The 22,636-nt window shown below is 65.8% G+C and carries 19 protein-coding genes; 2 read left to right on the top strand and 17 right to left on the bottom strand.

Going from position 1 to position 22,636, the window contains the following annotated elements; genetic code table 11:
* The 7 genes from AC4HIX_RS14955 to AC4HIX_RS14925 all read right to left on the bottom strand — a co-directional run.
* On the bottom strand, positions 1-1,246 hold a 1,246-nt coding region (locus AC4HIX_RS14955), incomplete at its 3' end, for an FAD-dependent oxidoreductase (RefSeq protein WP_490399531.1).
* A gap of 48 nt (positions 1,247-1,294) precedes the next feature.
* Positions 1,295-1,693 carry a Na+/H+ antiporter subunit G gene (locus tag AC4HIX_RS14950; protein ID WP_490399530.1) on the bottom strand — a complete coding sequence of 133 codons (399 nt, stop codon included), beginning with the start codon at positions 1,691-1,693 and terminating at the stop codon, positions 1,295-1,297.
* 9 nt (positions 1,694-1,702) lie between these two features.
* Positions 1,703-1,972, bottom strand: a complete 270-nt coding sequence (locus AC4HIX_RS14945) for a K+/H+ antiporter subunit F (RefSeq protein WP_421056042.1) — start codon at positions 1,970-1,972, stop codon at positions 1,703-1,705.
* Positions 1,969-2,466, bottom strand: a complete 498-nt coding sequence (locus AC4HIX_RS14940) for a Na+/H+ antiporter subunit E (RefSeq protein ID WP_475051376.1) — start codon at positions 2,464-2,466, stop codon at positions 1,969-1,971. Before AC4HIX_RS14940 ends, AC4HIX_RS14945 begins: the two co-directional genes overlap by 4 nt.
* The gene (locus AC4HIX_RS14935; RefSeq protein WP_490399568.1) at positions 2,463-4,001 is read right to left on the bottom strand and encodes a monovalent cation/H+ antiporter subunit D; all 1,539 of its coding nucleotides are present in this window, start codon (positions 3,999-4,001) and stop codon (positions 2,463-2,465) included. The genes AC4HIX_RS14940 and AC4HIX_RS14935 overlap by 4 nt, the downstream gene beginning before the upstream one ends.
* A complete protein-coding gene (locus tag AC4HIX_RS14930; RefSeq protein WP_475051377.1) occupies positions 4,001-4,354 on the bottom strand; it encodes a Na+/H+ antiporter subunit C in 354 nt (117 codons plus the stop codon). The genes AC4HIX_RS14935 and AC4HIX_RS14930 overlap by 1 nt, the downstream gene beginning before the upstream one ends.
* 2 nt (positions 4,355-4,356) lie before the next feature.
* Positions 4,357-7,218: a monovalent cation/H+ antiporter subunit A gene (locus tag AC4HIX_RS14925; protein ID WP_490399529.1), complete on the bottom strand. Its 2,862-nt coding sequence runs from the start codon at positions 7,216-7,218 to the stop codon at positions 4,357-4,359.
* Positions 7,219-7,499: 281 nt separating this feature from the next.
* On the opposite strand from AC4HIX_RS14925, the gene AC4HIX_RS14920 reads away from it, so the two are divergent.
* Both AC4HIX_RS14920 and AC4HIX_RS14915 read left to right on the top strand, forming a co-directional pair.
* Positions 7,500-7,973 carry a rhodanese-like domain-containing protein gene (locus AC4HIX_RS14920; RefSeq protein WP_490399528.1) on the top strand — a complete coding sequence of 158 codons (474 nt, stop codon included), beginning with the start codon at positions 7,500-7,502 and terminating at the stop codon, positions 7,971-7,973.
* The gene (locus AC4HIX_RS14915; protein ID WP_490399567.1) at positions 7,973-8,809 is read left to right on the top strand and encodes a CE1 family esterase; all 837 of its coding nucleotides are present in this window, start codon (positions 7,973-7,975) and stop codon (positions 8,807-8,809) included. Before AC4HIX_RS14920 ends, AC4HIX_RS14915 begins: the two co-directional genes overlap by 1 nt.
* A 270-nt stretch (positions 8,810-9,079) precedes the next feature.
* On the opposite strand, the gene mdoH is transcribed toward AC4HIX_RS14915, so the two are convergent.
* The 10 genes from mdoH to AC4HIX_RS14865 all read right to left on the bottom strand — a co-directional run bounded on the left by mdoH (position 9,080) and on the right by AC4HIX_RS14865 (position 22,578).
* Positions 9,080-10,966 carry a glucans biosynthesis glucosyltransferase MdoH gene (gene mdoH / locus AC4HIX_RS14910; RefSeq protein ID WP_490399566.1) on the bottom strand — a complete coding sequence of 629 codons (1,887 nt, stop codon included), beginning with the start codon at positions 10,964-10,966 and terminating at the stop codon, positions 9,080-9,082.
* A 2-nt stretch (positions 10,967-10,968) separates the two neighbouring features.
* Positions 10,969-12,477 carry an OpgD/OpgG family glucan biosynthesis protein gene (locus AC4HIX_RS14905; RefSeq protein WP_490399527.1) on the bottom strand — a complete coding sequence of 503 codons (1,509 nt, stop codon included), beginning with the start codon at positions 12,475-12,477 and terminating at the stop codon, positions 10,969-10,971.
* Positions 12,474-13,736, bottom strand: a complete 1,263-nt coding sequence (locus AC4HIX_RS14900; protein ID WP_490399526.1) for an OpgC family protein — start codon at positions 13,734-13,736, stop codon at positions 12,474-12,476. Before AC4HIX_RS14900 ends, AC4HIX_RS14905 begins: the two co-directional genes overlap by 4 nt.
* 24 nt (positions 13,737-13,760) lie before the next feature.
* Entirely contained in the window at positions 13,761-15,122 is a 1,362-nt protein-coding gene (locus AC4HIX_RS14895) for a tetratricopeptide repeat protein (protein ID WP_490399525.1), read from the bottom strand.
* 261 nt (positions 15,123-15,383) lie between these two features.
* Positions 15,384-16,583: a CaiB/BaiF CoA transferase family protein gene (locus tag AC4HIX_RS14890; RefSeq protein ID WP_490399524.1), complete on the bottom strand. Its 1,200-nt coding sequence runs from the start codon at positions 16,581-16,583 to the stop codon at positions 15,384-15,386.
* Positions 16,570-18,183, bottom strand: coding sequence for a thiamine pyrophosphate-binding protein (locus AC4HIX_RS14885; protein ID WP_490399523.1), 1,614 nt, complete (start codon positions 18,181-18,183; stop codon positions 16,570-16,572). Before AC4HIX_RS14885 ends, AC4HIX_RS14890 begins: the two co-directional genes overlap by 14 nt.
* A 147-nt stretch (positions 18,184-18,330) precedes the next feature.
* Positions 18,331-18,801: a DUF302 domain-containing protein gene (locus AC4HIX_RS14880; RefSeq protein WP_490399522.1), complete on the bottom strand. Its 471-nt coding sequence runs from the start codon at positions 18,799-18,801 to the stop codon at positions 18,331-18,333.
* A gap of 154 nt (positions 18,802-18,955) precedes the next feature.
* Positions 18,956-20,989 carry a PhoX family protein gene (locus tag AC4HIX_RS14875; RefSeq protein WP_490399521.1) on the bottom strand — a complete coding sequence of 678 codons (2,034 nt, stop codon included), beginning with the start codon at positions 20,987-20,989 and terminating at the stop codon, positions 18,956-18,958.
* Between the two features lie 171 nt (positions 20,990-21,160).
* Entirely contained in the window at positions 21,161-22,219 is a 1,059-nt protein-coding gene (locus tag AC4HIX_RS14870) for a YeeE/YedE family protein (protein WP_490399520.1), read from the bottom strand.
* A 20-nt stretch (positions 22,220-22,239) separates the two neighbouring features.
* Positions 22,240-22,578 carry an ArsR/SmtB family transcription factor gene (locus tag AC4HIX_RS14865; protein WP_475051393.1) on the bottom strand — a complete coding sequence of 113 codons (339 nt, stop codon included), beginning with the start codon at positions 22,576-22,578 and terminating at the stop codon, positions 22,240-22,242.
* Between the last annotated feature and the right edge of the window lie 58 nt (positions 22,579-22,636).

Here is a 22,636-nt window from a genome sequence, read left to right as displayed (position 1 = left end):
GCCCGGCCAGCGTGCCCAGCAGCGCGCCGCGGCCGACCTTGGCGCCGCAGCCGCCGCAGAGGGGCTTGTCCCCCAGCGCCTCCTCCATGCCTTGCGTGTGTTCGGCCGGCAGGTCAGGCGGGTCCATCGCAGGCAGGTCGCGGAACTTCTCCATGAAGGCCTGGTCGATCCTGTCCTTCCAGCTCCACATCATCGGCCCCGCCAGTGTGGTGCCGAAACGCTCCCCCAGTGCTTCCTTGGAGCCCATGGAGATCAGTTTCAGGTAGTCCTTCTGCGGGCGGTACTTGCGCAAGGGATCTCCGGTCAGGAGGCCGCGCAGGTTGTGGCAGAGCACCGGGGCCTGGCGCACCGCATAGACGCCGGCCTTGGGGCGCGGGGCGAAGTCCATATGGGCGCAGTCGCCCGCGGCAAAGACATTGGCGGCGGAGGTTTGCAGGGTTTCACCCACCCGGATGAACCCGTCCTGAAGGTCAAGCCCGCTGTCTGCGAGCCAGCCGTAGGGGCGGGCGCCCGCGGCGCCGGTGGTGAAATCCGACAGGACCTCGCGCCCGTCCTGCAGGACGATATAGCCGTCCTCGATCCGCTCGACCGGCGCGTTCTCCTCCAGCCGGACGCCTTGTTCCACCAGGGCGCGCAGGAGCTTGCGGCGGGCGGTGTCCCCGATGGCGCGCAAGGCCTGGTCGCTGTCGATCAGCCTGGCCTGGGCCAGGCGGCCGCGGGATTTCAGGGCATAGGCCATGGCCATGATCAGCTCCGCGCCGGCAACCCCGCCGCCGATCACCGCGGCATGGGCGGGGCCGCTGCCTTCGCGGAAGGCGGCCCACTGCGCGGCGAAGCGTCCCAGCGGCTTGGCCGGGATGCCGTGCTCGGCAAAGCCCGGCAGGTCCGGCATGGCGGAGGTGATGCCGACATCGATCGAGGCCACGTCATAGGCAATCGGCGGGCGGCCCGCCACATGCACCAGCTGGGCTGCGGTGTCGATATGCTCTGCCGCGCCCAGCACCACGCGGGCGCCTGCAAAACGCGCAAGGCGCACCAGGTCGATGTCCAGCTCCTCGCGCGCGTAATGGCCTGCAACAAAACCGGGCAGCATGCCGGAATAAGGTGCGGAGGGACCCGGGTTGATGACCGTCAGCCGTGCGCCGGGCAGGGGCCGCATGCCCCATTTGCGCAGCACCAGCGCGTGGGTGTGGCCGCCGCCGATCAGTACCAGATCGCGGGTGAGCGGCAATCGCGAAGGTTCCATATGCTGTCCTGCCTCTGCGGCGGGCCGGCCCCGGCGGGGCGGCTGCGCTTATTGCGCGGCGTCCGGGCGGCCTGCGGTTCTCTGTTCCTCGTCCTCCGGCGTGTCATGGGTGGCCCAATGGTCATCCTCGCCCGCCGGGGGCATGGTTTCGCGGGTTTCTTGCCGGTGGATGTGCACCTTGGCAATGAAATTCGCGGTGATTGGCGCGGTCAGGAACAGGAACATGGTGATCATCAGCTCATGCACCGAGACATATTCCTCGAACACTGCCGCATGCAGCAGCGAGGCCAGCAGCACCCCGCCGACGCCCAAGGTGGTGGCCTTGGTCGGCGCGTGCAGGCGCGACATCGGATCGTCGAGCTTGATCAGCCCATAAGAGCCGACAATGCCGAAGATCCCGGCGATAACCAGGAAGGCGGCAACAAGGAATTCAAACAGGCTTGCCATCTTTCCCCCTCACTCGATGATGTTGCCGCGCAGGATGAAGCGCGCGTAGGCCACGGTGGAGACAAAGCCGAGCATGGCGATGATCATCGCCGCCTCAAAGAACATCTCGGTCCCCAGCGCCATGCCGTAAAGCACCATAAGCGCGATGGCGTTGATGAACATGGTATCGAGCGCCAGGATGCGGTCGGCGATATCCGGGGCGGTGACGACCTTCCACAGGTTCATCAGCATCGCCAGGGCGAAACAGGCAAAGGCGAAATAGGCAGCGTTTTCGATCATTCGAAAATCTCCATCAGCCGGCGCTCATAGCGCTGTTTGATCTCGTCGCGCACCGCGTCCGGGTTGGGCGCGTCCAGGCAGTGGACCAGAAGCGCGTGGCCCTCGTCCGAAACATCCGCCGACAGGGTGCCGGGGGTCATGGTGATGGTGCCGGCCAGGGCGGTGATCGCCTCGGGCGTTTTCAGGTCCAGCGGGATGGTGATCCAGTTGGGGCGGCGGTCGGCGTTGGGTTTGAACAGCACGATCCGGGCCACGATTATATTGGCCTGAATGATGTCCATCAGAACGACCAGGACGTATTCCGCGATCTTCAGCGGTTTGCTGAGCCGCGGCCGGTTGGGCCAGTAGGGCTGGGTGAAAAACGGGATCAGCACCCCCAGCATAAAGCCGAAGAGCAGCGAGTTCAGCGACCATCCGTTGACAAGCAGCAGCCAGGTGAGGGTCAGCAGCAGTGTGAGCAATGGGTGCGGCAGCAGCCGCCGGAACAGTTTCATTTCTCCTCCTCCCCCAGCACGGTACCGATATAGGCTTCAGGCGCAAAGAGCTGCGCAGCGGTGGCCTCGGCATAGCGGGTGGCGGGGCCCGCAAAGACGGTGAGCGCCACAAGCCCTGCCAGAAGCCCGAAGCACGCGACAAACGGCAGCGGTGCCGGTCTGGAGGCCAGATCTTCCACAGGGGGCTCCTCACTGGTGCCGGTGTTCTCCTGCGGCAGGCCGTGGCCTTTCCAGAACAGCAGCGAGCCTGCGCGCGCCATGCCGATGATGGTGATCAGCGACCCGATCAGGATCACCGCCCAGATCCAGGTGGCGAGTTCGGAGCCGCGGGTGGCATCGAGCACCAGCAGCTTGCCCAGGAATCCCGACAGCGGCGGCATCCCCGCCAGCGCGATGGCGGCGGCAAAGAACAGCGCCGAAATCAGCCCGGTCTGCGGCATCGGCAGCTGCGGCAGGATCCAGCCGCCCTGCCGCTCCATCACCAGGTCGGCAACCAGGAACAGCAGCGCCGCGGCCAGGGTGGAATGCACCAGGTAGTAAAGCGCGGCGGCGGTGGCGGTCTGGGTGAACAGCGACACCGCAATCAGAAGCGTGCCCATTGAGGCGATAGCGCCAAAGGCAGCCAGGCGGCCGATCTTGTTGGAGCCGAGCACCCCGACCGCGCCTGCAATCAGCGTCAGCAGCGCGGCGGGCAGCAGCCAGCTTTCGGTCAGCCCGGAGGTGGCCTCGACCTCAGGGCCGAAGACCAGCGTGTACATGCGCAGGATCGAATAGGCGCCGACCTTGGTCATGATGGCAAACAGCGCCGCCACCGGCATCGGCGCGTTGGCATAGGCCGAGGGCAGCCAGAAATGCAGCGGCAGCAGCGCTGCCTTGATGGCAAAGACCAGGAGCAGCATCACTGCACCGGCCCGCAGCAGGGCGGTATCCTCGGCCGGGATCTGCGCGACTTTTACGGCGAGGTCCGCCATGTTCAGCGTGCCGGTCACCGAATAGAGCGTGCCGAGCGCGAACAGGAACAGGGTGGAGCCCAGCAGGTTGAACACCACATACTGGACGCCCGCCTGAAACCGGCGGGTGCCGCCGGAATGGATCATCAGGCCGTAGGATGCGATCAGCAGCACCTCGAAGAAGACAAACAGATTGAAGGCATCGCCGGTCAGGAAGGCGCCCATGATGCCCATCAGCTGGAATTGAAACAGCGCGTGGAAGTTGCTGCCGCGGGTGTCCCAGCCGGAGCCGATAGCATAAAGCAGCACCGGCAGCGCCAGCAGCGAGGTCAGCACGATCATCATCCCCGACAGCCGGTCCAGCACCAGCACGATGCCAAAGGGCGCGGGCCAGTCGCCGAGCTCATAGACCTTTACGGTGCCGTCCGCAGCCTGGGCGGCCAGGGCCAGGGCAACGCCGGCCAGCAGCACCGCGCTGGCGACCGAGAAGATCCGCTGCAGGTCCAGGTGGTGGCGCAGCACCATGATGATGAAAGGCGCAACCAGGGCAGGCAGCACCACCGGCGCGATCAGAAGGTGCTCCATCATGCGTCCTCCCCTGCGCCTTCGGGCTCTGCGGGCAGGGCGGTGCGGTCATCACGCGACGACAGGAAGGCCCCAAGCGCGATCATCACCACCACCGCGGTCATGCCAAAGGAGATCACGATAGCAGTCAGCACCAGCGCCTGCGGCAGCGGATCGGTATAGACCACCTCCTCGTACTTGTTGAGGATCGGCGGTGCGGCGGTCATCAGCCGCCCGGAGGCAAACAGGAAGACGTTCACCGCATAGGTGATCAGCGACAGGCCCAGGATCACCGGGAAGCTGCGGCGGCGCAGGATCAGGTAGATGCCGGCCGCAGTCAGGATGCCCACGGCCGAGGCGACGAGAAGTTCCATGCTTATCCCTCCGTCCCGGTCTTGGCCGCGTCCTCGCGGGCCGGGTTGATGTCCATCGCGTGTTCAGAGCTGATCCCCGGCTGCCAGGCAAAGCGCGACAGGCTTTCCAGTGCCAGCAGCACCGCGCCCACAACCGCCAGGAAGACGCCGAGGTCAAAGAGCGCGGCAGTGGCCCACTCGAACTCCTCCAGCGGAGCCCAGTGGATATAGCCGAAGGCGCTGGTCAGGAACGGCATCCCGTTGAACCAGGCGCCCATGCCGGTGGAGGCGGCAATCAGCACGCCGGAGCCGATGATGGCGTGGTAGGGATAGCGCTGCCGCTCGGTCGCCCAGGCAAAGCCCGAGGCCATGTACTGCATGATGATCGCAATTGCTGCGACCAGGCCGGCAATGAAGCCGCCGCCCGGCAGGTTGTGGCCGCGGAAGAAGATGTAGGCCGCCACCATCAGCGCCAGCGGCATCATCACCCGGGTTGCCACCACCATCATCAGCGGGTGGCTGTCGCCCGCCTGGGGAAGGTCCGGCTCGCGGTTCAACAGGTAAGCACGCACGCGGGAGCCCAGCACCGCCTCGGTCAGGGCAAAGATCACCATCGCGGCGATCCCCAGCACGATGATCTCGCCAAAGGTGTCATAGCCGCGGAAGTCGACCAGGATCACGTTCACCACATTGGTGCCGCCGCCGCCCTTGTAGGAGTTGGCGAGGTGGAAATCCGAGATGGTCGGGAAGGCAAAATCGCGCATCAAGAGCGCATAGATCAGCCCGCCTGCGCCCAGGCCCGCGACCACCGAAATGGCGCCATCGCGCACACGGGTCAGCACCGGGGTTTCGACCGGGGTTTCCTTGGGCATGAAGTTCAGCGCCAGCAGCATCAGGATGATGGTCACCACCTCGACCGAGATCTGCGTCAGCGCCAGGTCCGGCGCCGAGAGGTAGTTGAACGACATCGACACCACCAGGCCGATCACGCCGATCAGCACCAGCGACAGCAGGCGGTTGCGGTGCTTCACCACGATGAACAGCGTTGCAACAACCAGGGCGAACCAGCCGGTCACCGGCAGCAGGCCGGGTTCCTGCAAGCTGCGTGTCGGCGCGCCCAAAGTGCCGCCGCGATAGGCCAGGTAGGCAATCACCACGGTAAAGGTAACCATCACCGCGGAGTAACGGGTGAGGGCACCGTTATGCAGCCCGCCGGTCACTGCCTGGCTGAGGCGCGTGAAGGCGCCGATAAGGCCCTCAAAGATCACCTTGGCCTCGGGCCGCGGGGCCGCATCCCAGGCGCGGGCCAGCGGTTTATGCAGCGCCAGCAGCACCGCACCGCCGATCACCGCAAAGATCGACATATACAGCGCCGGGGTCAGCCCGTGCCACAGTTTGAGCGAGTAATAGGGCAGCTTCTCGCCGCCGATCACCGCGCTGGCGGCGGTGGCCACCATCGGGCCTGCGATCTTGGCCGAGGCAAGGCCGATCACCACCACCAGCAGCACCAGGAAGGCCGGGCCGATCCACATGCCGGTGTTGGGGTCATGCGGGTGGCCGGGGTAATCCTCGCGCTTGGGGCCGAGGAACACATGGGCGATGAAGCGGAAGGAATAGGCCGCCGAGAACACCGCGGCTGCCGTGACCAGTGCGGGCACGATCAGGTGCGAGCCGTTCCAGATGGTGTGGGAGGCTTCCTCCAGCATCATCTCCTTGGACAGGAAACCGTTCAGAGGCGGAACTCCCGCCATCGACAGCGCTGCCACCGTGCCAATGGTGAAGGTGACAGGCATCAGGTGGCGCAATCCGCCAAGGCGCTTGATGTCGCGGGTGCCGGCCTCATGGTCGACGATGCCCGCGGTCATGAACAGCGCCGCCTTGAAAGTGGCGTGGTTGATGATGTGAAAGACCGCGGCGACCGCGGCGAACTTGGTGCCAAAGCCCAGCAGCATGGTGATCAGGCCCAGGTGGCTGACGGTGGAAAACGCCAAAAGCGCCTTGAGGTCATCCTTGAACAGCGCAATCACCGCACCGATCAGCATGGTCACTAGGCCGGTGGTGGCGACGATGTAGAACCATTCAGGCGTGCCTGCCAGAACCGGCCACAGCCGCGCCATCAGGAATAGCCCGGCCTTCACCATGGTGGCGGAGTGCAGGTAGGCCGACACCGGCGTCGGCGCGGCCATCGCGTGCGGCAGCCAGAAGTGGAAGGGGAACTGCGCCGATTTGGTGAAGGCGCCCAGAAGGATCAGGATCAGCGCGGGCAGATACAGCGGCGAGGCCTGTATGGCCTCCTTGTTCTGCAGGATCACGCTGAGGTCATAGGAGCCTGCGATATGGCCCAGGATCAGCATCCCCGCAATCATCGCCAGCCCGCCGGAGCCGGTGACGGCCAGCGCCATCCGCGCGCCTTGGCGGCCTTCGGGCAGATGCTTCCAATATCCGATCAGCAGGAAAGAGCTGAGCGAGGTAAGCTCCCAGAACACCAGCAAAAGCAGGATGTTGTCGGACAGAACGATACCGACCATGGCGCCCTGGAACAGCAGCAGATAGCTGTAGAACTGCCCCATCGGATCTTCGCGCGAGAGGTAAAACCGGGCGTAGAGGATGATCAGCAGGCCGATCCCGAGGATCATTGCCGCAAACAGGAAGCCCAGCCCGTCGAGGAAGAAATGGGCGTTGAGGCCAAGGGCGGGCAGCCAATCCACTGCGGCAAATACCGTGTCGCCGCGGAAGATGGCCGGGATATGCAGCATCAGCCCGGTGAAGGCGAGGAATGTGGTCAGCCCGGCGGCTGAAGCTGCGGCATTGCGTCCGGCGCGGATCAAAAGCGCTGGGAAGACGGCTCCGAGAAAGGGCAGGGCCGCAATCAGGAAAAGGGACACGTGCAGGTCTCCTGTCGGGTTGGCGCGTCGTTATTTTTTGGTCCAGTGCTAAGCAATTTTTCAGCCCAGAACCACCCCCGCCGCCCCTGATACGGTAAGAATGCCGCAGCCCCGGGACGGAATTGATACTATTGTTGCGCCTATATTTGGGGGCTGCGCGCGCAATAACAAGAACTTGACTGTCCGAAACCCTCCATTTCTGGTGATTGGAAAGCTTCAAGCTGCTAGATCTGGGGGCAGGACCACGGCCCAGTGGCGGCAAGCGGAGATGCGGAGGCCAAATGCCCGGAGCACAGGCGGATACTGCAACCCTGACGCGGCGGCTGATGCTGCTGGGCGGCGCGGCGGCCGCAGGCGGCTTTGGCTACTGGTGGCACCGCAGGCAGCCGCCTCCGCATGACCAGCCGCGGCTGAGCGCGGCAGAGGCCTTTGCCGCGGCCCGGGACGGCGGCATCATCCTGGTGGACATCCGCACGCCGCAGGAATGGCGCGCGTCGGGGGTGCCCGTGGGCAGCCACCAGATCGATATGCGGCGCGAAGATTTCCTGGCCGCCTTACAGGCGGTGGCGGGGCCGGACCGGGCCGTTCCGCTGGCGCTGATCTGCGCCCGGGGCGTGCGCTCGGCGCGGATGACGCTGGCGCTGGCGGAGGCGGGCTTCACCAATGTGATCGACGTCCCCGAAGGCATGCTGGGCTCTGCCGCGGGTCCCGGGTGGATTGCAGGCAACCTGCCGGTGGCCCGGTGGCAGGGGTGATCCGAGGTCTGGGCGCGGGCGCCACGGCTGCGGCGCTGTTTGCGGCATGGGCCAGCGGGGCGGCCGCGGGCTGCAGCGCGGAGCCGGAGCCCTGCGCGGTGGAAGACGGCCGCTATCACATCGTGCTGCCGGAGGCGTCCGCTGCGCCGCTGCCGGTGGTGATGTTCCTGCACGGCTACGGCGGCAGCGGTGCGCAAGTGCTGAAGAACGCGGCGCTTGTGCAGGGGCTTACGGCACGCGGCTACGCAGTGATTGCACCGGAGGGCCGCAAACGCGGCGGCACCGGGCCGCAGAACTGGGGCTTCGGCCCTTTTGATGAAGGCCGGGACGAAGGCGCGTTCTTTGCCTCGGTGCTGGCAGATGCCTCGGGCCGGTTTGGCACGTCCCGGGCGCAGACCGTCCTGGCCGGGTTCTCGGCGGGAGCTTTCATGGTCCATTACCTGGCCTGCCGCGACTCCGGGGCCTTTGCCGCCTATGCGCCGCTGTCGGGTGGCTTCTGGCGGCCGCAGCCGGAGCGCTGCGAGGGGCCGGTGCGGCTGTTGCAGGTGCATGGCTGGCGCGACGAGGTGGTGCCGCTGGAAGGCCGTGTGCTGGGCGGCGGGCGCTGGGAGCAGGGCGATGTCTTTGCCGGGCTGGAACTGTGGCGGCAGGCCAATGGCTGCACCTCTCATGCGCCGGACAGAGCATGGAGCGAAGACGGCCTGCTGCGCCGCCGCTGGGACTGCGGGCCGGGGGCGGATATCGAAATGGTGCTGTTTGACGGTGGCCATACGGTGCCAAAGGGCTGGGCGGGCTGGATGGCGGATTGGTTCGAGAGTGAACCGGCTGTGCGCTGAATATCCCGTAGCGCCCGGTCCGGGCCGCGGTCTCCCGCCCCTTTGCCCGTAAATCAGAGATTTCCGTCAAAGCGTTGGGCCCGGCAGCGCGCCCTTGCGGGCGCGCTGCTGTGGTTCTGCGATGGCGGCGGAGTGCCCTTGGACAGGCGGTTGCGGTTTTACGCAACAGCGCCGCGCGTCAGCGCGGCGCCGGGCCCAAGGCTGCCAAGGATGTCCCGGCGCAGCCGGGGTATCCTGGTGGCGCGGGAGACTTTCCCCTGCGATCCGGGCTTACTCCGCCGGGGTGCCGCGGACGGGGCTGCCGTCCAGCAGCGCCTTCAGCTCGGCGCGGGCGGCGCGGGCGGCGCGGGTGATCTGGGGTTCGGTGAACTCCTCGCGCGTGGCCATCCAGTGGCGGATGCGGTTCACGGTCTTGACCCCGGACAGCGCCGACAGCGGCACCGCCAGAACCAGGGACAGCGCAATAGGGGCCAGCCACAGTGACACAGTGCCCGTGAGGATTCCGGCCCAGAGCGCAACGCCGCTGACAGTTTCCAGCGCGTGGCAGGTGAGCAGCGTGCGCAAGGAGTAGCTGCCGCCGTCGCGGGCCTGGGGCGCCCAGCCGCGCTGCAGGCCAAGGGCGGTGCGGAACACCGCGATCATCTGCTGCACCATCAGGATCGGCGCATAAAGGATCGCGAGCATCACCTCGGACAGGAAGGACAGCGCGAAATGCACCGGGCCTCCGTATTCCGAGAACCGGCTGCCGGTCAGCGGCAGAGCCGCAGCCGCCAGGATCTTGGGGGCCAGCAGCATCGCGTAGATCAGGATGATCACCAGCACGTGCTTGGGCTCCGACATATCCGGCCAGTTGGGGCGGAACGGGTTGGCCTCGCTGAAATAGCTGATGACGGACGCCTCTTCGCTGCGGCCGATGATGGCCCAGAGGACCAGCAGCGCAAACCACACCGGTGCCATCAGGTAGCCGATCGCGCCTGCAAACAGGTGGAAGCGGGAGATCGCGCGGAAGCCCTTGGCGTGCAGCAGGTTCAGGTGCTGCAGGTTGCCCTGGCACCAGCGGCGGTCGCGCAGGATGTGGTCGATCAGTGTGGCCGGAGTTTCCTCATATGATCCGCGGATGCGGGGCAGGAAGCGCACCGACCAGCCGGCCCGGCGCAACAGGCCGGCCTCGACAAAATCATGGCTCATGATCAGCTTTTCACCGCCGCCGAAGCGCGAGCGCAGGAGCGGAAGGCCGGCACAGGCGGCAAAGGCACGGGTGCGGATGATGGCGTTGTGGCCCCAGTAGTTGCCCTCATGCCCGGCCCAGCGGGCCAGGCCCTCGGCCAGCGCGAGGCCATAGACGCCATTGGCGAACTGCTGCATGCGGCCAAAGACCGACTGTGCGCCAATGAGCTGCGGATAGCTTTGGATCAGGCCGGCGCTTGGATCGCGGGCCAGCGCATCGGCAAGGCGGGCAATGGCGCGGCCGGTCATCAGGCTGTCGGCGTCCAGCACCAGCATCGCCTCATAGCCTGCGCCCCAGCGGCGCACCCAGTCGGAGATATTGCCGACCTTGCGGCCTTCGTTGTCGGCGCGGCGGCGGTAGTAGAGCTCAGCGCCTTCGGGCAGCATGGTGCGCAGCGCCTCGACGCTGGCGCGCTCCTGTTCGGCAATCGCGTCGTCGCGGGTGTCGGACAGGATGAACATCGCGTATTCATGCTGGCCGCCGCGGCCGTGCAGCTCTTGCAGCATGGTCTGGGCGTTGCCCAGCACATACCAGGGCACTTCGTTGTAGACCGGCATCAGCAGCGCCACCTTCATCGGGCGCGCGGGGCCGTGGGCCACGGTCTTTTCCCGGCGCGACAGGCCGTAAAGGCCCAGCAGCACAGTGGAGACGGTGAAGGCGATCCAGAAGAAGTTGAAGGCGATCAATGCGAGCAGAACGGCTTCCAGCACGGAAAAGCCATCATCGGCGAACCAGCCCTGCATCACCCAGGTGAGCACACCCGTGGCGGCCATCGCCGGCGAAAACGCCAGCAGGCGCCACAGCGCCACCTGGCGGGGCGCAGCGTCGCCGGGGGCGGCGGCGTCCCTGAAGTCCTTGCTGAAATCCTGCTCCGGCATCGCCAGCGGCTGTTCCGGGGGCATAAGATCACATGTGGTCATGCGGTCCATGTTCATGCGGTCCACCTGTAAAGCCAGACCTCGGAAGCGGGGCTGCCGTCTTTCCTGAGCTGGGCGCGAAGTTCAACGTGATCCTGATCGCCAGGATCGAAGTAGAAGGCGAGACGCAGGCCGCCGGTTTCCGGGTTGCGCTGCAGCACGCCTTCGCTGGTCGCCACATGGGGAGAGTGAATGTGCACGTCAAGGGTCTCGGGCCCGTCCTCGAACAGGGGATGGGCGTCAAAGTCGATGGTGACGATCCGGCCCGGCCCGCCAAAGATCCGGGCACCCTCGGCGGTGTCGATCACCCGCGGCATCGGCAGCACCGGCTCCTCGCCCCAGGTGAGGCGGTAGCTGAGGCTGATCTCCGATCCGGCGGCATAGGGCTCGCGCGGGCGCCAGTAGGCAACAGTGTTGTCGTAGATTTCCTTGTCGGCGGGGATTTCCACCAGGGTGACGGCACCCTTGCCCCAGTCCTCCTTGGGTTCCACCCACAGGCAGGGACGGTTGTGGTAAAACGCTTCCAGGTCGTTGAAATCCGACAGCTTGCGCGACCGCTGCATCAGGCCGAAGCCGCGCGGGTTGTCATCGACGAAGGACGAGACCTGCAGCCGCGTGGGGTTGGCCAGCGGCCGCCACAGGGTTTCGCCGTTGCCGTTGACCACCAGCAGGCCGTCGCTGTCATGGACGGCCGGGCGGAAGTCGTCAAAGCGGTTGCGGTTGGTGGCGTCGAACAGGAACATCGAGGTGAGCGGCGCAAGGCCCGCGTGGTTCAGGTCCTCGCGGGCGAACAGGGTCGCCTCCACCTCCATCACCGTGCTGCTGCCGGGGGTGATGGTGAACCGGTAGGCGCCGGTAACGGAGGGCGAGTCCATCAGCGCGTGCACCACCATGTGGCGCTGGCCGGGGGCAGGGGCCTCCAGCCAGAATTCGATGAACTCGGGGAACTCTTCGCCTTCGGGATCGGCGGTCTTGAGCGCCAGGCCGCGGGCCGACAGCCCGTAGGCGTTGCCGATGCCGATGGCGCGGAAATAGCTGGCCCCCTGGAAGACGCAGAACTCGGTCTTCTGGGTGGGGTCGTCCAAAACGGTCCGCAGGCGCAGGCCGGAATACCCGAGGTGGCCTTCGGTTGTCAGCTCTGGTGCCTTGTCGGTCTTGTCAAACAGCGACAGGTCAAAGGCCACGGGCTGCGCCAGCCCGCCGGTCACGGTGTTGATCTGAACCGCACGCGGGAAATAGAGCCCGGGCAGGAAGAAATCGACGTTGTAGCTGCGGTCCGTCTTGGACCACAGCGCGTCCTTGCTGCGGAACCAGCGCGCCTTGTAGTCGTCATAGGACTGGTCCAGCCAGTCCTGCGGCACGGCCGGGCGTTCGGCATAGTCTTGTGCGGCCAGCGCGCGGGCCTTGGCCACCACCACGTCGCGGCTGAAGGGCTCGGCGTCGCTGGCCAGCCCGGGCAGCGCGGACAGGGCGGTGCTGCCAAGCGCGGCAGCCAGAAAGGTACGGCGGGAAAAAGAGCTCATTTCTTGGCTCTCCAGGGTTGTGACTTGAACCAGGCAGCGCAGTAAGCGCAGCCAATGATTAGGAAAAATCCAATAAGATTGGCGAATGCCGTGGTCATAACCGCGCGGTCGGTCTGGTCAAGCGCAAAGCCGATGAAGCGGGCCAGCGCCATCGAAAACACGAAGACCGCAAGCGATTGCTGGCCGACTTTGGTCACGACCTGCAACAATACGCCCCAAATTCTTGCAGCCAGTGATTGGCCGGTGGCAATCAGCCGCTTTCCACCCTCGCCGGCGGCAGCCCAGCCCAGATAGGCGAGCGACAGGAAGTGGGTATAGCGCAGCAGGCCGAAGTCTGTTTTTTCGCGCCATTCGCTGCTCGGCTTCCAGGTTTCACGGATGGCATCGGCCAGGTCCATGTTCCAGTACTCGACCCAGCCCAGCACCTTCCCGGAGCCGAAGGGCGCGGAGAAAATGACGAAACCGGCGGCGAGCACAACCAGCACCTTGGAAACCGGCGGCTTGGGCAGCCAGCCCTTCATGAAGGCAAAGCCGGTGAAGAACAGCAGCTGCCAGCCGAAGGGGTTGAAGAACCACTCGCGGTCGGACCACGGCTCTGCCGGCAGCGAGACGCCGTTGGGGCCGAGGCCGAGAATGTAGGGGTTGGCGGTCAGCCAGATCAGCACGGACGCCATCGCCACGGCCCACACCCCGGCCTTCTCCAGCCCCATCATCAGCGGCATCAGCAGCAGCACCACCAGATACATCGGCAGGATGTCGAAGTAGTTGGGGACATAGGTCAGGGTGAAGATGCCGGTGAGCTGCTGCACGGTGTTGTTGAAGAACCAGTGCAGGTTCAAGGAGCCGATATAGCTCTTGTCGAAGCTGCCATAGAGGTCCAGTGCCGCCATTGATGCGGCAAGGAAGAAGAACAGCCCGATATGGGCCCAGTAGACCTGCCAGCAGCGGTAGGCGACGCGGGCAGTGCCCAGCCACCATCCCTGGCGGTCAAAGGAGCTGCCGAAGGCGATGGCCGAAGCCATGCCGGAGCAGAAGACAAAAATCTCGGTTGCATCGGAAAACCCGAACCGCGCCGGGATCCATCCCGCCCAGCGGTTGCCCGGGATATGGGCTGCCAGGATGATGAACATGGCGATGCCGCGGTAGAAGTCGAGCCGCGGGTCGCGCACGCGCGTCTGGACCGCCTGCGGCGGGGGCACTGCGCGGTTGGCGGCAGCTGGGTCTTTCTGAGGCCCGGGAAAGGGCGCAACGCTGGACATCTGTGGTTTTGGTCCTTGAGGGTCTTATTCGGCAGGTACGCTTTTGGCCCCGGACGGATCCCGGGCCTCGGCAATCAGGGTGCGGCGGGCAAGCGCATAGTTGTCCTCTGCGCCGCCCCGCTTGGCGCGGCGGTCATCAAGGATTGCTTCGACTTCGTCAAGCTGGCCTGAGCGGATTCCCGCGTCTATGGTTATGCGTTCAAAAACATCGCGTTGCGCGTGGCTGCCGCCGGCCAGCTGCAGGGTGGCGCGGGCTGTGGATAAGTGGTTGAAAGCGGCCTTGTAATTACCGTCTCCGAAGGCTTCCAGCCCGTCCGCGGCGGCGCAGCCGGGGTCCGCCATGCGCGCCCGCGCCTCGGTGCCGCCGCGTTCCGCATCGGCGTGAATCCGCTGCACCAGCCGGTGAGCGTCTTCCTTGCGGTGCCCGGTCAGGGCCAGCAGATAGTGCAGATCGGCAAAAATCAGGCTGCCGTCCTCGGTCCGGGCGGCACAGAGATTCGCCAGCTCCTCCCAGCGGCTGCCCACGTCCACCCCCTCCAGCTCCAGCCGCGACAGCAGCGAGGTCGCGTTGGAGATGTCGCGGTAGTCGTCTGTCCGGTCCTTGCGCACCTCGGTGTCATAAAGCGCGATGGCCTCATCCATCTGGCCCAGGTCCAGATGCATCAGCGCCTTGTGCCACCAGACGTGATAGCGGAAGTTGTTGCAATGCGCCCAGGCTTCCTCGCGGCCGTGCAGCCAGTCGAGCCCGGCCTCGGCGTTGCCGGTCATGTCATGCACATGCGCCACGGCGTGCAGGCCCCAGGCATCATCCGGCGCCATCCACAGCGCCTGCCGGCCGGCATTGGCGGCGCGCTCATAATCGCCGGTTTCCTCCAGCGCAAAGGAATGGCAGCCCAGCAGGTAACCGCGGCCCGCATGGTCCGGCGCGTAGGCCGGCAGCACCCGCTCGATCGAGGCGCGCATCCCTGCGGGATCGCCCATGATAAAGCGGATGCCGTGGCTGAGTTTCATCGCCAGGGTGTCCTGCGGGCAGACGTCCAGCACCTCTTCCATCCGCTGGATCGCCAGGGTGGGGCGGCCGGCCAGCCAGTTTTCCAGCGCATCCACATATTTGCGCTCACGCGGCAGGGCGCCCTCGTAACAGGCCTTGGCATCGCGCAGCGCTTCGCGCGCAGCCGGCACCAGCTCAGAGCGCCCCAGCATCAGCAGCGACAGCCCCTTGATCGCATGGCCCAGGGCAAACTCCGGCGCGGCCTTCAGCACCGCGCCCAGGTGATCCGCGGTCACGGCTGCGTGGGACAGAACTCCCAGCTGCACGGCGTTCCAATTCTGCTGTGCGGCTGCATCGGTCAGGCTGCTGTCTTGGCCGAAGATATCATGCGTCATGAGAGTCCAATCATTGTTCTGAATCGAGCGCAGTGTCTGTGTCCTGCTGAACAGTAGGCCATAGGATTGGCCCGGGCGAACCCTGCTCGCGGTTTGGTGATAGCCTGTGTGCGCCTGGCCGGAAATTTCACCGGATGTGTAGGTTTTCCGGGCAAATTTCTGCAAGAGGCGCGGTCAGCAGCCGGCAAATACCGCGCTGTTTTGGCGGTGATTTGCCGGAAACTGTAACACTTGGCAGAAAGCTGCCGCGGTTCTGCCTGCTCAAGACCCGTCGAAGGGCGAGTCGGACCCCAGCAGCTCCTCCGTGCCTTCGCCGCAGCGGGGCGGCGCGTGCCGGTATGTCACCGGCGTGCGGGAGAAATTCAGCGGGTTGCCCAACAGCTTGACCGGACCGGCGGCAGTGTCCATCCCGATGGCCATATTGCGGGCTTCGACCTGGCCGGTGGCAAACAGGGTCTCCAGGTTCTGCACCGGACCGGCAGGCACCTTGCGGGCCTCCATGGCGGCCAGAACCTCATCCGTGGTGAACCGCTGCACGGACGGGATCAGGATCGCATTCAGCGCATCGCGGTGCTGCAAACGGGCCGGGTTGGTGGCAAACCGCGCATCCTCGGCCAGGCCCTCAAGCTTAAGGAATTCCATGAAGCGGCGGAACTGGCTGTCGTTGCCCACCGCCAGGATCACGTGGCCGTCCGAGGTCTCATACACTCCATAGGGCATGATGCTGGGATGCTCATTGCCGCGGCGCTTGGGAATCTGGCCGGTGTTCAGATAGGCGACGCCCTCATTGATCAGCCAGGCGATCTGGGCATCGACCAGCGCCAGGTCGATCTGCTGGCCTTCGCCGGTCTTTTCCCGGTGGTGGAGGGCGGACAGGATGCCGATGCAGGCGTACATGCCGCACATCACATCAGCGATGCCGACGCCTGCCTTCATCGGCTGGCCGTCCGGCTCTCCGGTCAGGGACATGATGCCGCCAAAGCCTTGGGCCATGATGTCATAGCCGGGCTTGTGGCTGTTGGGGCCGGTCTGGCCGTATCCTGATATGGAGCAGTAGATCAGGCCGGGCAGATCATCCTTGAGGCTGGCGTAATCCAGCCCGTATTTGGCCAGCCCGCCGGGTTTGAAGTTCTCGATCAGGATATCGGCCTCGGCCGCCAGACGCCGGATGGCCTGCTGGCCTTCTTCCGTTGCAATATCAATGGCTACCGAGCGTTTGTTGCGGTTGGCGGCCATGAAATAGGCCGAGAGGTCGGATTGATTTCCGTCCGCATCGGTCACATAGGGCGGTCCCCACTGGCGGGTGTCATCGCCGCCGGTCTTGGGGTTTTCCACCTTGATGACCGTTGCGCCGAGGTCGCCCAGAAGCTGGGTGCAGGTGGGCCCAGCCAGGATGCGGGACAGGTCGAGAACCTTGACCCCGTTCAGGGCGCCGTGGGGGATCATGTCAGATGCGGCCATCGTAGCCTCCGCGTTCGATCACTGCCGAAATCACTGTGAACTTGTCTGCTGTCAGCGCGTCCTGCAAGGCGGCGCGCAGTTCGGCACGGCTGGTCACCGTCAGCCCATTGCCGCCAAAGGCCCGGCCCATCGCGGCAAAGTCGTGTTCCGCAAAATCCACCCCGCCGTTGGCAAGCTGGCGCTGCCGCTGCTTGAGTTCGATCAGCGCAAGGCTGGCATCCGCAAAGACCACGAAGATCGGCGCCGCGCCCAGCTCCGCAGCGGTGGAGAGTTCGCCCGCGACCATCAGAAACCCGGCGTCGCCGGAGAAGCTGACCACGGGCCGCTCCGGCTGCGCCAGTTTGCGGCCGATCGCCATCGGCACCGCGCAACCCATGGTGCACAACGCTGAGGACTGGATCAGTCCGCGCGGCTCGGAGCATTCCCACATCTGGCTCAGCAGAATGCGGTGGGCGCCGCTGTCGGCGGTTGCAAGGGTATCCGGGGGCAGCACGGCACGGCATTCGGCGATGACACCGGCAGGCCCCCACTGGTCGTCTTGCGGGAAAGCCTCTGCCAGCGCCGCCTTTACAGCGGCCGGGCGGCCGCTGGTCCAGGTCTCGCGCGGTTCGGTGCCATCGGACAGCGCCTCCAGCGTGGGGGCAATGGCGGACAGGAAGTTCAGGCCCGCCTGGTGCATGTAGTGGGTGTTGGCCTCGGGGGCGATGTCGATGACGTTCTGGGTCTCCACGTCCCAGACATTGCGCCAGCCGGGGCGCATCTCGATCGGGTCGTACCCGATGCAGAGCACCAGATCGGCTTCCCGCACCAGCGGCAGCAGGTGCTTATCCGCCAGCGGAGACAGGCCCGCGCCGCCAAGGCACAGGGGGTGATCCTCGGGGATGATGCCCTTGGCCTTGTAGCTGGTGACGAAGGGGATCTGGTGTTGTTCGAGGAAGGTGCGGAGGGCAGTACCGGCGTTCTCCTGCAGCGCATCCAGCCCGATCACCGCGACCGGGCGTGCCGAGGCTGCCAGCCAGGAACGCGCCTGCGCCAGTGCCTCGCCGCTTGGAGCGGTTGCGCTTGCAGGCGCGCGGCGGATGCCTCGGTCCCTGGCTGGCGCGTCTGCGGTGGAGATCGGCACGTCGATATGCACCGGCCCGTTGCGGGGCTCTGTCGCGATGGCGACCGCCTTGTCGGCGATCAGGTCCGCGGCGTCTGCGTCCAGCCGGAAGGTGGCCTTGGTGATCGGGGCAAAGACCGCGCGGTGGTCGAGCACCTGATGTGTGTAGCTCTGCTCCTCCGCCGCGTCGACGCAGCCCGTGAGCACCAGCATCGGCACCCGGTCCTGATGGGCGTTGGCCACCACATTGATGCCGTTCAGCGCGCCGGGGCCAAGGGTGGCGACCAGGATGACCGGCGCACCGTCCGCATGGTGAACGCCTTCGCCGATGAAACCTGCACAGTTTTCATGCTTGGCCAGGTGAAAGGCGATGCCCGCCTTGGTCAGCGCATCAACCAGCGTCAGCACCTCGCCGCCGGGCATCCCGAAAGCATGGCGGCAGCCCGCCTCGTAAAGCCGCCGGGCCAGAACGTCGGCTGCGCGCAAGGGATCTGTCATCTTGTCCGTCCAATCCGTTGAATTACCGCCAGATTGCCGAGGCTGCGCCCGTGCGCAAGCCCGCTCACGCCAGTGTGAGAAATGCTGCGGCGGAAACCGGCGCATTCCTTGCGCTGCCGGCAGCATCGCGGCAACAGCCCGGAGCGGTTATTTCAGCGCCCGTCCGGCGATCAGCGCAAAGCGGCGGTCGAGCTGGCCAGCGAGGGCCGCCAGCCCTGCGCCGCCTTCGTCCGCGTAAGGCGCAAAGACATGGGTGGGCAGCTTGTAGGACAGGGTGGCGCTGCCGTCCGCCTCCTCGGTCACATACATCCGCACCGGCGCCTCGATCATCGCGGCGGTGGAGAGGGCGAGGATCTTCACCGCGAAGTCATTGTTGAACAGGCCAATGACACGGTTGCCGGGGATGGTGATGCCGCGGGCCGCTGCCGCCTGGGTGGGGCCCGCCTGGGTGACCACCCCCAGCCCTTCGGCCTTGGCGGCGGCTTTGACGTCTTCGATCAGCTGCGCATAGGGTTTTGCGGTTTCATGCACCGCCCAGCCGTCGCGCGGCGCGATGCTTCCGGCGGCTGCGGAAGAGGCAGCAAGGAACAGGACGGCTGTCAGGCGCTTGGCATACATGGCAGGTCTCCACGGTGTTTCTCCCGCTATTAAAGCACGCCGGCGGCCTTGCTGCTCACAATCGCGTGCATCAGGCGGCAGCCGGCCCGCCAGGGCTGAACCCTGCGCGCGCCCCGGGCGGGGCGCGCTCCGCTTGATAACGGCGATTTCCGGATCAGACCGCGATCTTGCCGCCGCCCTGTCTGGTCACCGCAACAACCGAGGGCCGCGGCGGCATTTGCGGATCAAAATCCGGCCAGCGGGTGGCCGGATCCTCAAACGTCGAAGCGCGCCCGAAGCCCTTCAGGTCCTTGGTGCCGTCGGTGCCGGGATGCTGCACGGCCAGGAACAGCGTCTCACCGTCCGGGGTAAAGCAAGGGCCGCACAGCTCAGCCCCCACCGGGCAGCGGAAGAACAGCTTGGAATGGCCGCGCAGGCTGCCTTCGGTCTCCAGCCCGTAAAGCCCGTCCGACTTGCCGGTCTTGCCCCATTTGCTGCCCTGGTCGGTGGCCACCCACAGCCGCCCCGCTGCGTCCATCGCGCTATTGTCGGGGGAGCCGAACCAGCCGTGCTGCGACGTCTCCGGGTGCCACTCGGCACCCACTGCAGCAATCTCCGGGTTGCCGCATTTCACCAGGACCGACCAGCGCCCGCTTGCAGCCGCATGGTCGCCGCCGTCCTCCCGGATCTCGATGATATGGCCGAACCGCGACTCCGGCCTCGGGTTGGCGGCATCGGTCTGGCCGGCCTTGCGCTTGGAATTGTTGGTCAGCATCACATAGGCTGTGCCGTCTCCGCGCGGCGAGGCATCCTCGGGCCGGTCCATCGGAGTGGCCCCCAGCGCATCCGCCGCAAGCCGCGCATCAATCAGCACATCCGCCTGGCTGGCAAAGCCGTTTTCTGCCGTCAGCGGGCCCTGGCCATGCACCAGCGGCAGCCAGCGGCAGGTGCCGTCTGCCTCAAACCGGGCCACGTAAAGCGTGCCTTCGCTCAGCAGCCGGGAGTTGGCCGCGCGGTCCTCTGACATCGTGCCTTGGGAGAGGTATTTGTAAACATACTCAAACCGCGCATCGTCCCCCATGTAGATCACCAGCCGGCCGTCCTGGGACAGGGTGGTTTCCGCGCCCTCATGCGCGAAACGGCCCAGGGCGGTGTGCTTCACCGGTTTGGAGAGCGGGTCCATCGGGTCGACCTCAACAACCCAGCCGAAGCGGTTGGCTTCATTGGGTTCTTTGCCGGTATTGAAGCGGTCGTGGTACTTGCCCCAGGCGTACCACATGCCGGGCACGCCGTAGCGCGCCATTTGCGCCGCCTCCGGCTGGCCGGAAAGGTCCGGCTCACCTTCGGCGTCGAGGCTGTCGGTCCAGAAATAGCCGTGAAAATTCTCCTCGGCCATCAGCCAGGTGCCCCAGGGTGTCATGCCGCCGGCGCAGTTGTTGAGGGTGCCGATAACCTCGCGCCCGCTGGGATCGGCGCTGGTCTGCATTCGCGGATGGCCTGCGGCGGGGCCGTCGATAGCCATCACCGTGTTCAAAGGCGAGATCCGGCGGTTCATCGCGCCGTCGCGCACAACGGCCCAGTTTCCTTCCGGGTCCCGGGTGATCTCCACAACGGAGCCTCCATGCGCCGCCATCTCGATCTCGGCCAGCTCGCGGGTCATGCCGGCGAACTCCGCCTTGTCCTGGCGGCCGAGGCCTGGGAACATGACCTCCTCGTTGGTGTATTCGTGGTTCACGCAGAGCAGGCCGCGGGTTCCCTCAGCGTTGAGCGGCACAAAGCCGACGTAGTCGTTGTTATAGCCGAACTGCTGCAGTTGGGCCTCTGCCGTCTGGTTCATCACGTCGAACTCCGGCGCGCCGGCCATGATCGGATCGCCCCAGCGCAGCAGGATGTCCGCGTCATAGCCCGGCGCTACATGGTGCGTTTCGTCATTGCCCGATGCCAGCTCGTCAAAGGCATAGCGGCTTCGGGCCGCAGGTGACGCAGCGCTGGCCTGGCGCGGAGCGGTCAGGGCGGAGGTGCCGAACAGCGCGGTTGCGGCAGAGGTGCCCAGCATGCCTTTCAGCATTGCGCGGCGGCCATAGCGGGCTGCGATCACATCACCGATGGTGCGGCTGGGGGCCGGGTTCACCGGAATGTCGTCGGAGGCTTCAAAAGCTTCCGCCTTGTTTCCGTTTTGCGGGTCTTTGATGATCTGCTCACGGTTCACGGGGGTCTCCGGAGTGTTAAGGGGCGTCTATGCGGTGGATGCAGGGCGGATACACCCGGATGTCTTAGGAATGGCGTGTAACACGTATGTAATCGTTAATGAAAATTAACCAAGACGTCACATTCGCGCGGGCAATCTGAAACCCCGGCCTGTCCCCGCGGGGACAGCGGATTATTCTGCCGGCCGGAAGCCTTCGATCAGCTGCCGCAGCCCGATGGCGGCGCCGGCAAAGATCGCCAGCATGGTGACCGGTGCCGAAACCGCCAGAAGAGAAAACGCACTAAGGCCCTGGCCGACGGTGCAGCCCATCGCAATCACCGCGCCCGCGCCCATGATCGCGGCGCCGATAATCTGGCGGCGCAGTTCGCGCGGGTCCTCGCAGGCCTCCCAGCGGAAATGGCCCTTGATCAGCGAGCCGAGGAAGGCGCCGGTCCAGACCCCGGCGATGGAGCCGACGGCAAAGGACAGCGGGCGCAGGGAACCGGTCATGGTCCACAGGATCGTCTCGCCCAACGGCGCGGAGAAGGAGTGGGAAACCACCGGCAGCGCCTCGAACCCTGCGGTGTTCACAAAGGTGGTTCCGGCCCATCCGGAGGTTACGGCAAGCCCCACAACCGCGGACCAGAACAGCGCCTGCCTGTCGCGGCGCAGTTCGGCATTGGCGAGGGAGAGCAGCAGGATCAGCAGGCCCGCGGCGGTGCCGATGGCGGCCAGCGGCATCCCGCTCCAGGCGGCGGCGTAATGGGCGAGGCCCGGCGGGATTTCATTGGTGACGTCCTGCTGGGCAAAGAAATAGTTCCGCACGGGGGCGAGGGGGCCTGCCAGGACGACATAGGTGGAAACGCCCGTCACCAGCACGATCACAAAGCTGCGCAGGTCGCCGCCGCCCAGCCGGGCAATTGCGCCAAAACCGCAGTTGCCGCTGAGCGCCATGCCATAGCCGAACATCAGGCCGCCCAGGATCGAGGCGGCGGGCATCCAGCGGATCGACAGGTAAAAGGACTGGCCCGCATCCACCAGGCCCAGCCCGATCAGCGCAAAGCTGGAGGCAACCGCCACACCGATGGCCACGCCCCACATCCGCATCCGCAGGGACGAGCCGCCATACAGCAGGTCTTCGATAGCTCCCAAAGTGCAGAACCGCCCCAGCCGGGCGGCAAGCCCCAGCAGCACACCGCCCAGCAGCCCGATGCAGGCGGCCAGCTGGTGTTCTGTCAGGATGTCAAACATGTCAGGATTTCAATCGGGCGTCAGCCGTCGTCCTTGCAGAACAGGTCATAGACCACTTCCAGCATCCGGCGGGGCTTGTCGTCGGCCAGCCGGTAGAAAATCGCCTTGCCTTCCCGGCGGGGAATGACCAGCCCTTCCAGACGCAGGCGGGAGAGCTGCTGGGAGACGGCGGCCTGGCGGGCCGACAACAGCTCTTCCAGCTCAGTCACGGATTTCTCGCCGGAGACCAGATGGCACAGGATCATCAGCCGTCCCTCGTGGCTGATCGCCTTGAGGAAATTGGACGCCTTGGTCGCGTTTTCGACCATCCGGTCCATCTCCTCCGGGTCCATGTCAGCGGTAAACTGTGGTAGTGCCATGTGCCGTCTCCTGAGCGGCACCGCGGTGCCGCACTCCTATCACTTGCCCCAACAGGGC

The sequence above is a fragment of the Leisingera sp. genome, assembly GCF_982940295.1.
This window is presented reverse-complemented; position numbering and strand designations above follow the sequence as displayed.

Bases quoted from the DNA above. Each gene is read 5' to 3' on its own strand.
- AC4HIX_RS14870 (WP_490399520.1), bottom strand. From the start codon at position 22,219: ATGTTTGACATCCTGACAGAACACCAGCTGGCCGCCTGCATCGGGCTG.
- AC4HIX_RS14890 (WP_490399524.1), bottom strand. From the start codon at position 16,583: ATGGCCGCATCTGACATGATCCCCCACGGCGCCCTGAACGGGGTCAAG.
- AC4HIX_RS14900 (WP_490399526.1), bottom strand. From the start codon at position 13,736: ATGTCCAGCGTTGCGCCCTTTCCCGGGCCTCAGAAAGACCCAGCTGCC.
- AC4HIX_RS14940 (WP_475051376.1), bottom strand. From the start codon at position 2,466: ATGAAACTGTTCCGGCGGCTGCTGCCGCACCCATTGCTCACACTGCTG.
- AC4HIX_RS14930 (WP_475051377.1), bottom strand. From the start codon at position 4,354: ATGGAACTTCTCGTCGCCTCGGCCGTGGGCATCCTGACTGCGGCCGGC.
- AC4HIX_RS14895 (WP_490399525.1), bottom strand. From the start codon at position 15,122: ATGACGCATGATATCTTCGGCCAAGACAGCAGCCTGACCGATGCAGCC.
- AC4HIX_RS14880 (WP_490399522.1), bottom strand. From the start codon at position 18,801: ATGTATGCCAAGCGCCTGACAGCCGTCCTGTTCCTTGCTGCCTCTTCC.
- AC4HIX_RS14920 (WP_490399528.1), top strand. From the start codon at position 7,500: ATGCCCGGAGCACAGGCGGATACTGCAACCCTGACGCGGCGGCTGATG.
- AC4HIX_RS14905 (WP_490399527.1), bottom strand. From the start codon at position 12,477: ATGAGCTCTTTTTCCCGCCGTACCTTTCTGGCTGCCGCGCTTGGCAGC.
- AC4HIX_RS14885 (WP_490399523.1), bottom strand. From the start codon at position 18,183: ATGACAGATCCCTTGCGCGCAGCCGACGTTCTGGCCCGGCGGCTTTAC.
- AC4HIX_RS14945 (WP_421056042.1), bottom strand. From the start codon at position 1,972: ATGATCGAAAACGCTGCCTATTTCGCCTTTGCCTGTTTCGCCCTGGCG.
- AC4HIX_RS14865 (WP_475051393.1), bottom strand. From the start codon at position 22,578: ATGGCACTACCACAGTTTACCGCTGACATGGACCCGGAGGAGATGGAC.
- AC4HIX_RS14950 (WP_490399530.1), bottom strand. From the start codon at position 1,693: ATGGCAAGCCTGTTTGAATTCCTTGTTGCCGCCTTCCTGGTTATCGCC.
- mdoH (WP_490399566.1), bottom strand. From the start codon at position 10,966: ATGGACCGCATGACCACATGTGATCTTATGCCCCCGGAACAGCCGCTG.
- AC4HIX_RS14935 (WP_490399568.1), bottom strand. From the start codon at position 4,001: ATGGAGCACCTTCTGATCGCGCCGGTGGTGCTGCCTGCCCTGGTTGCG.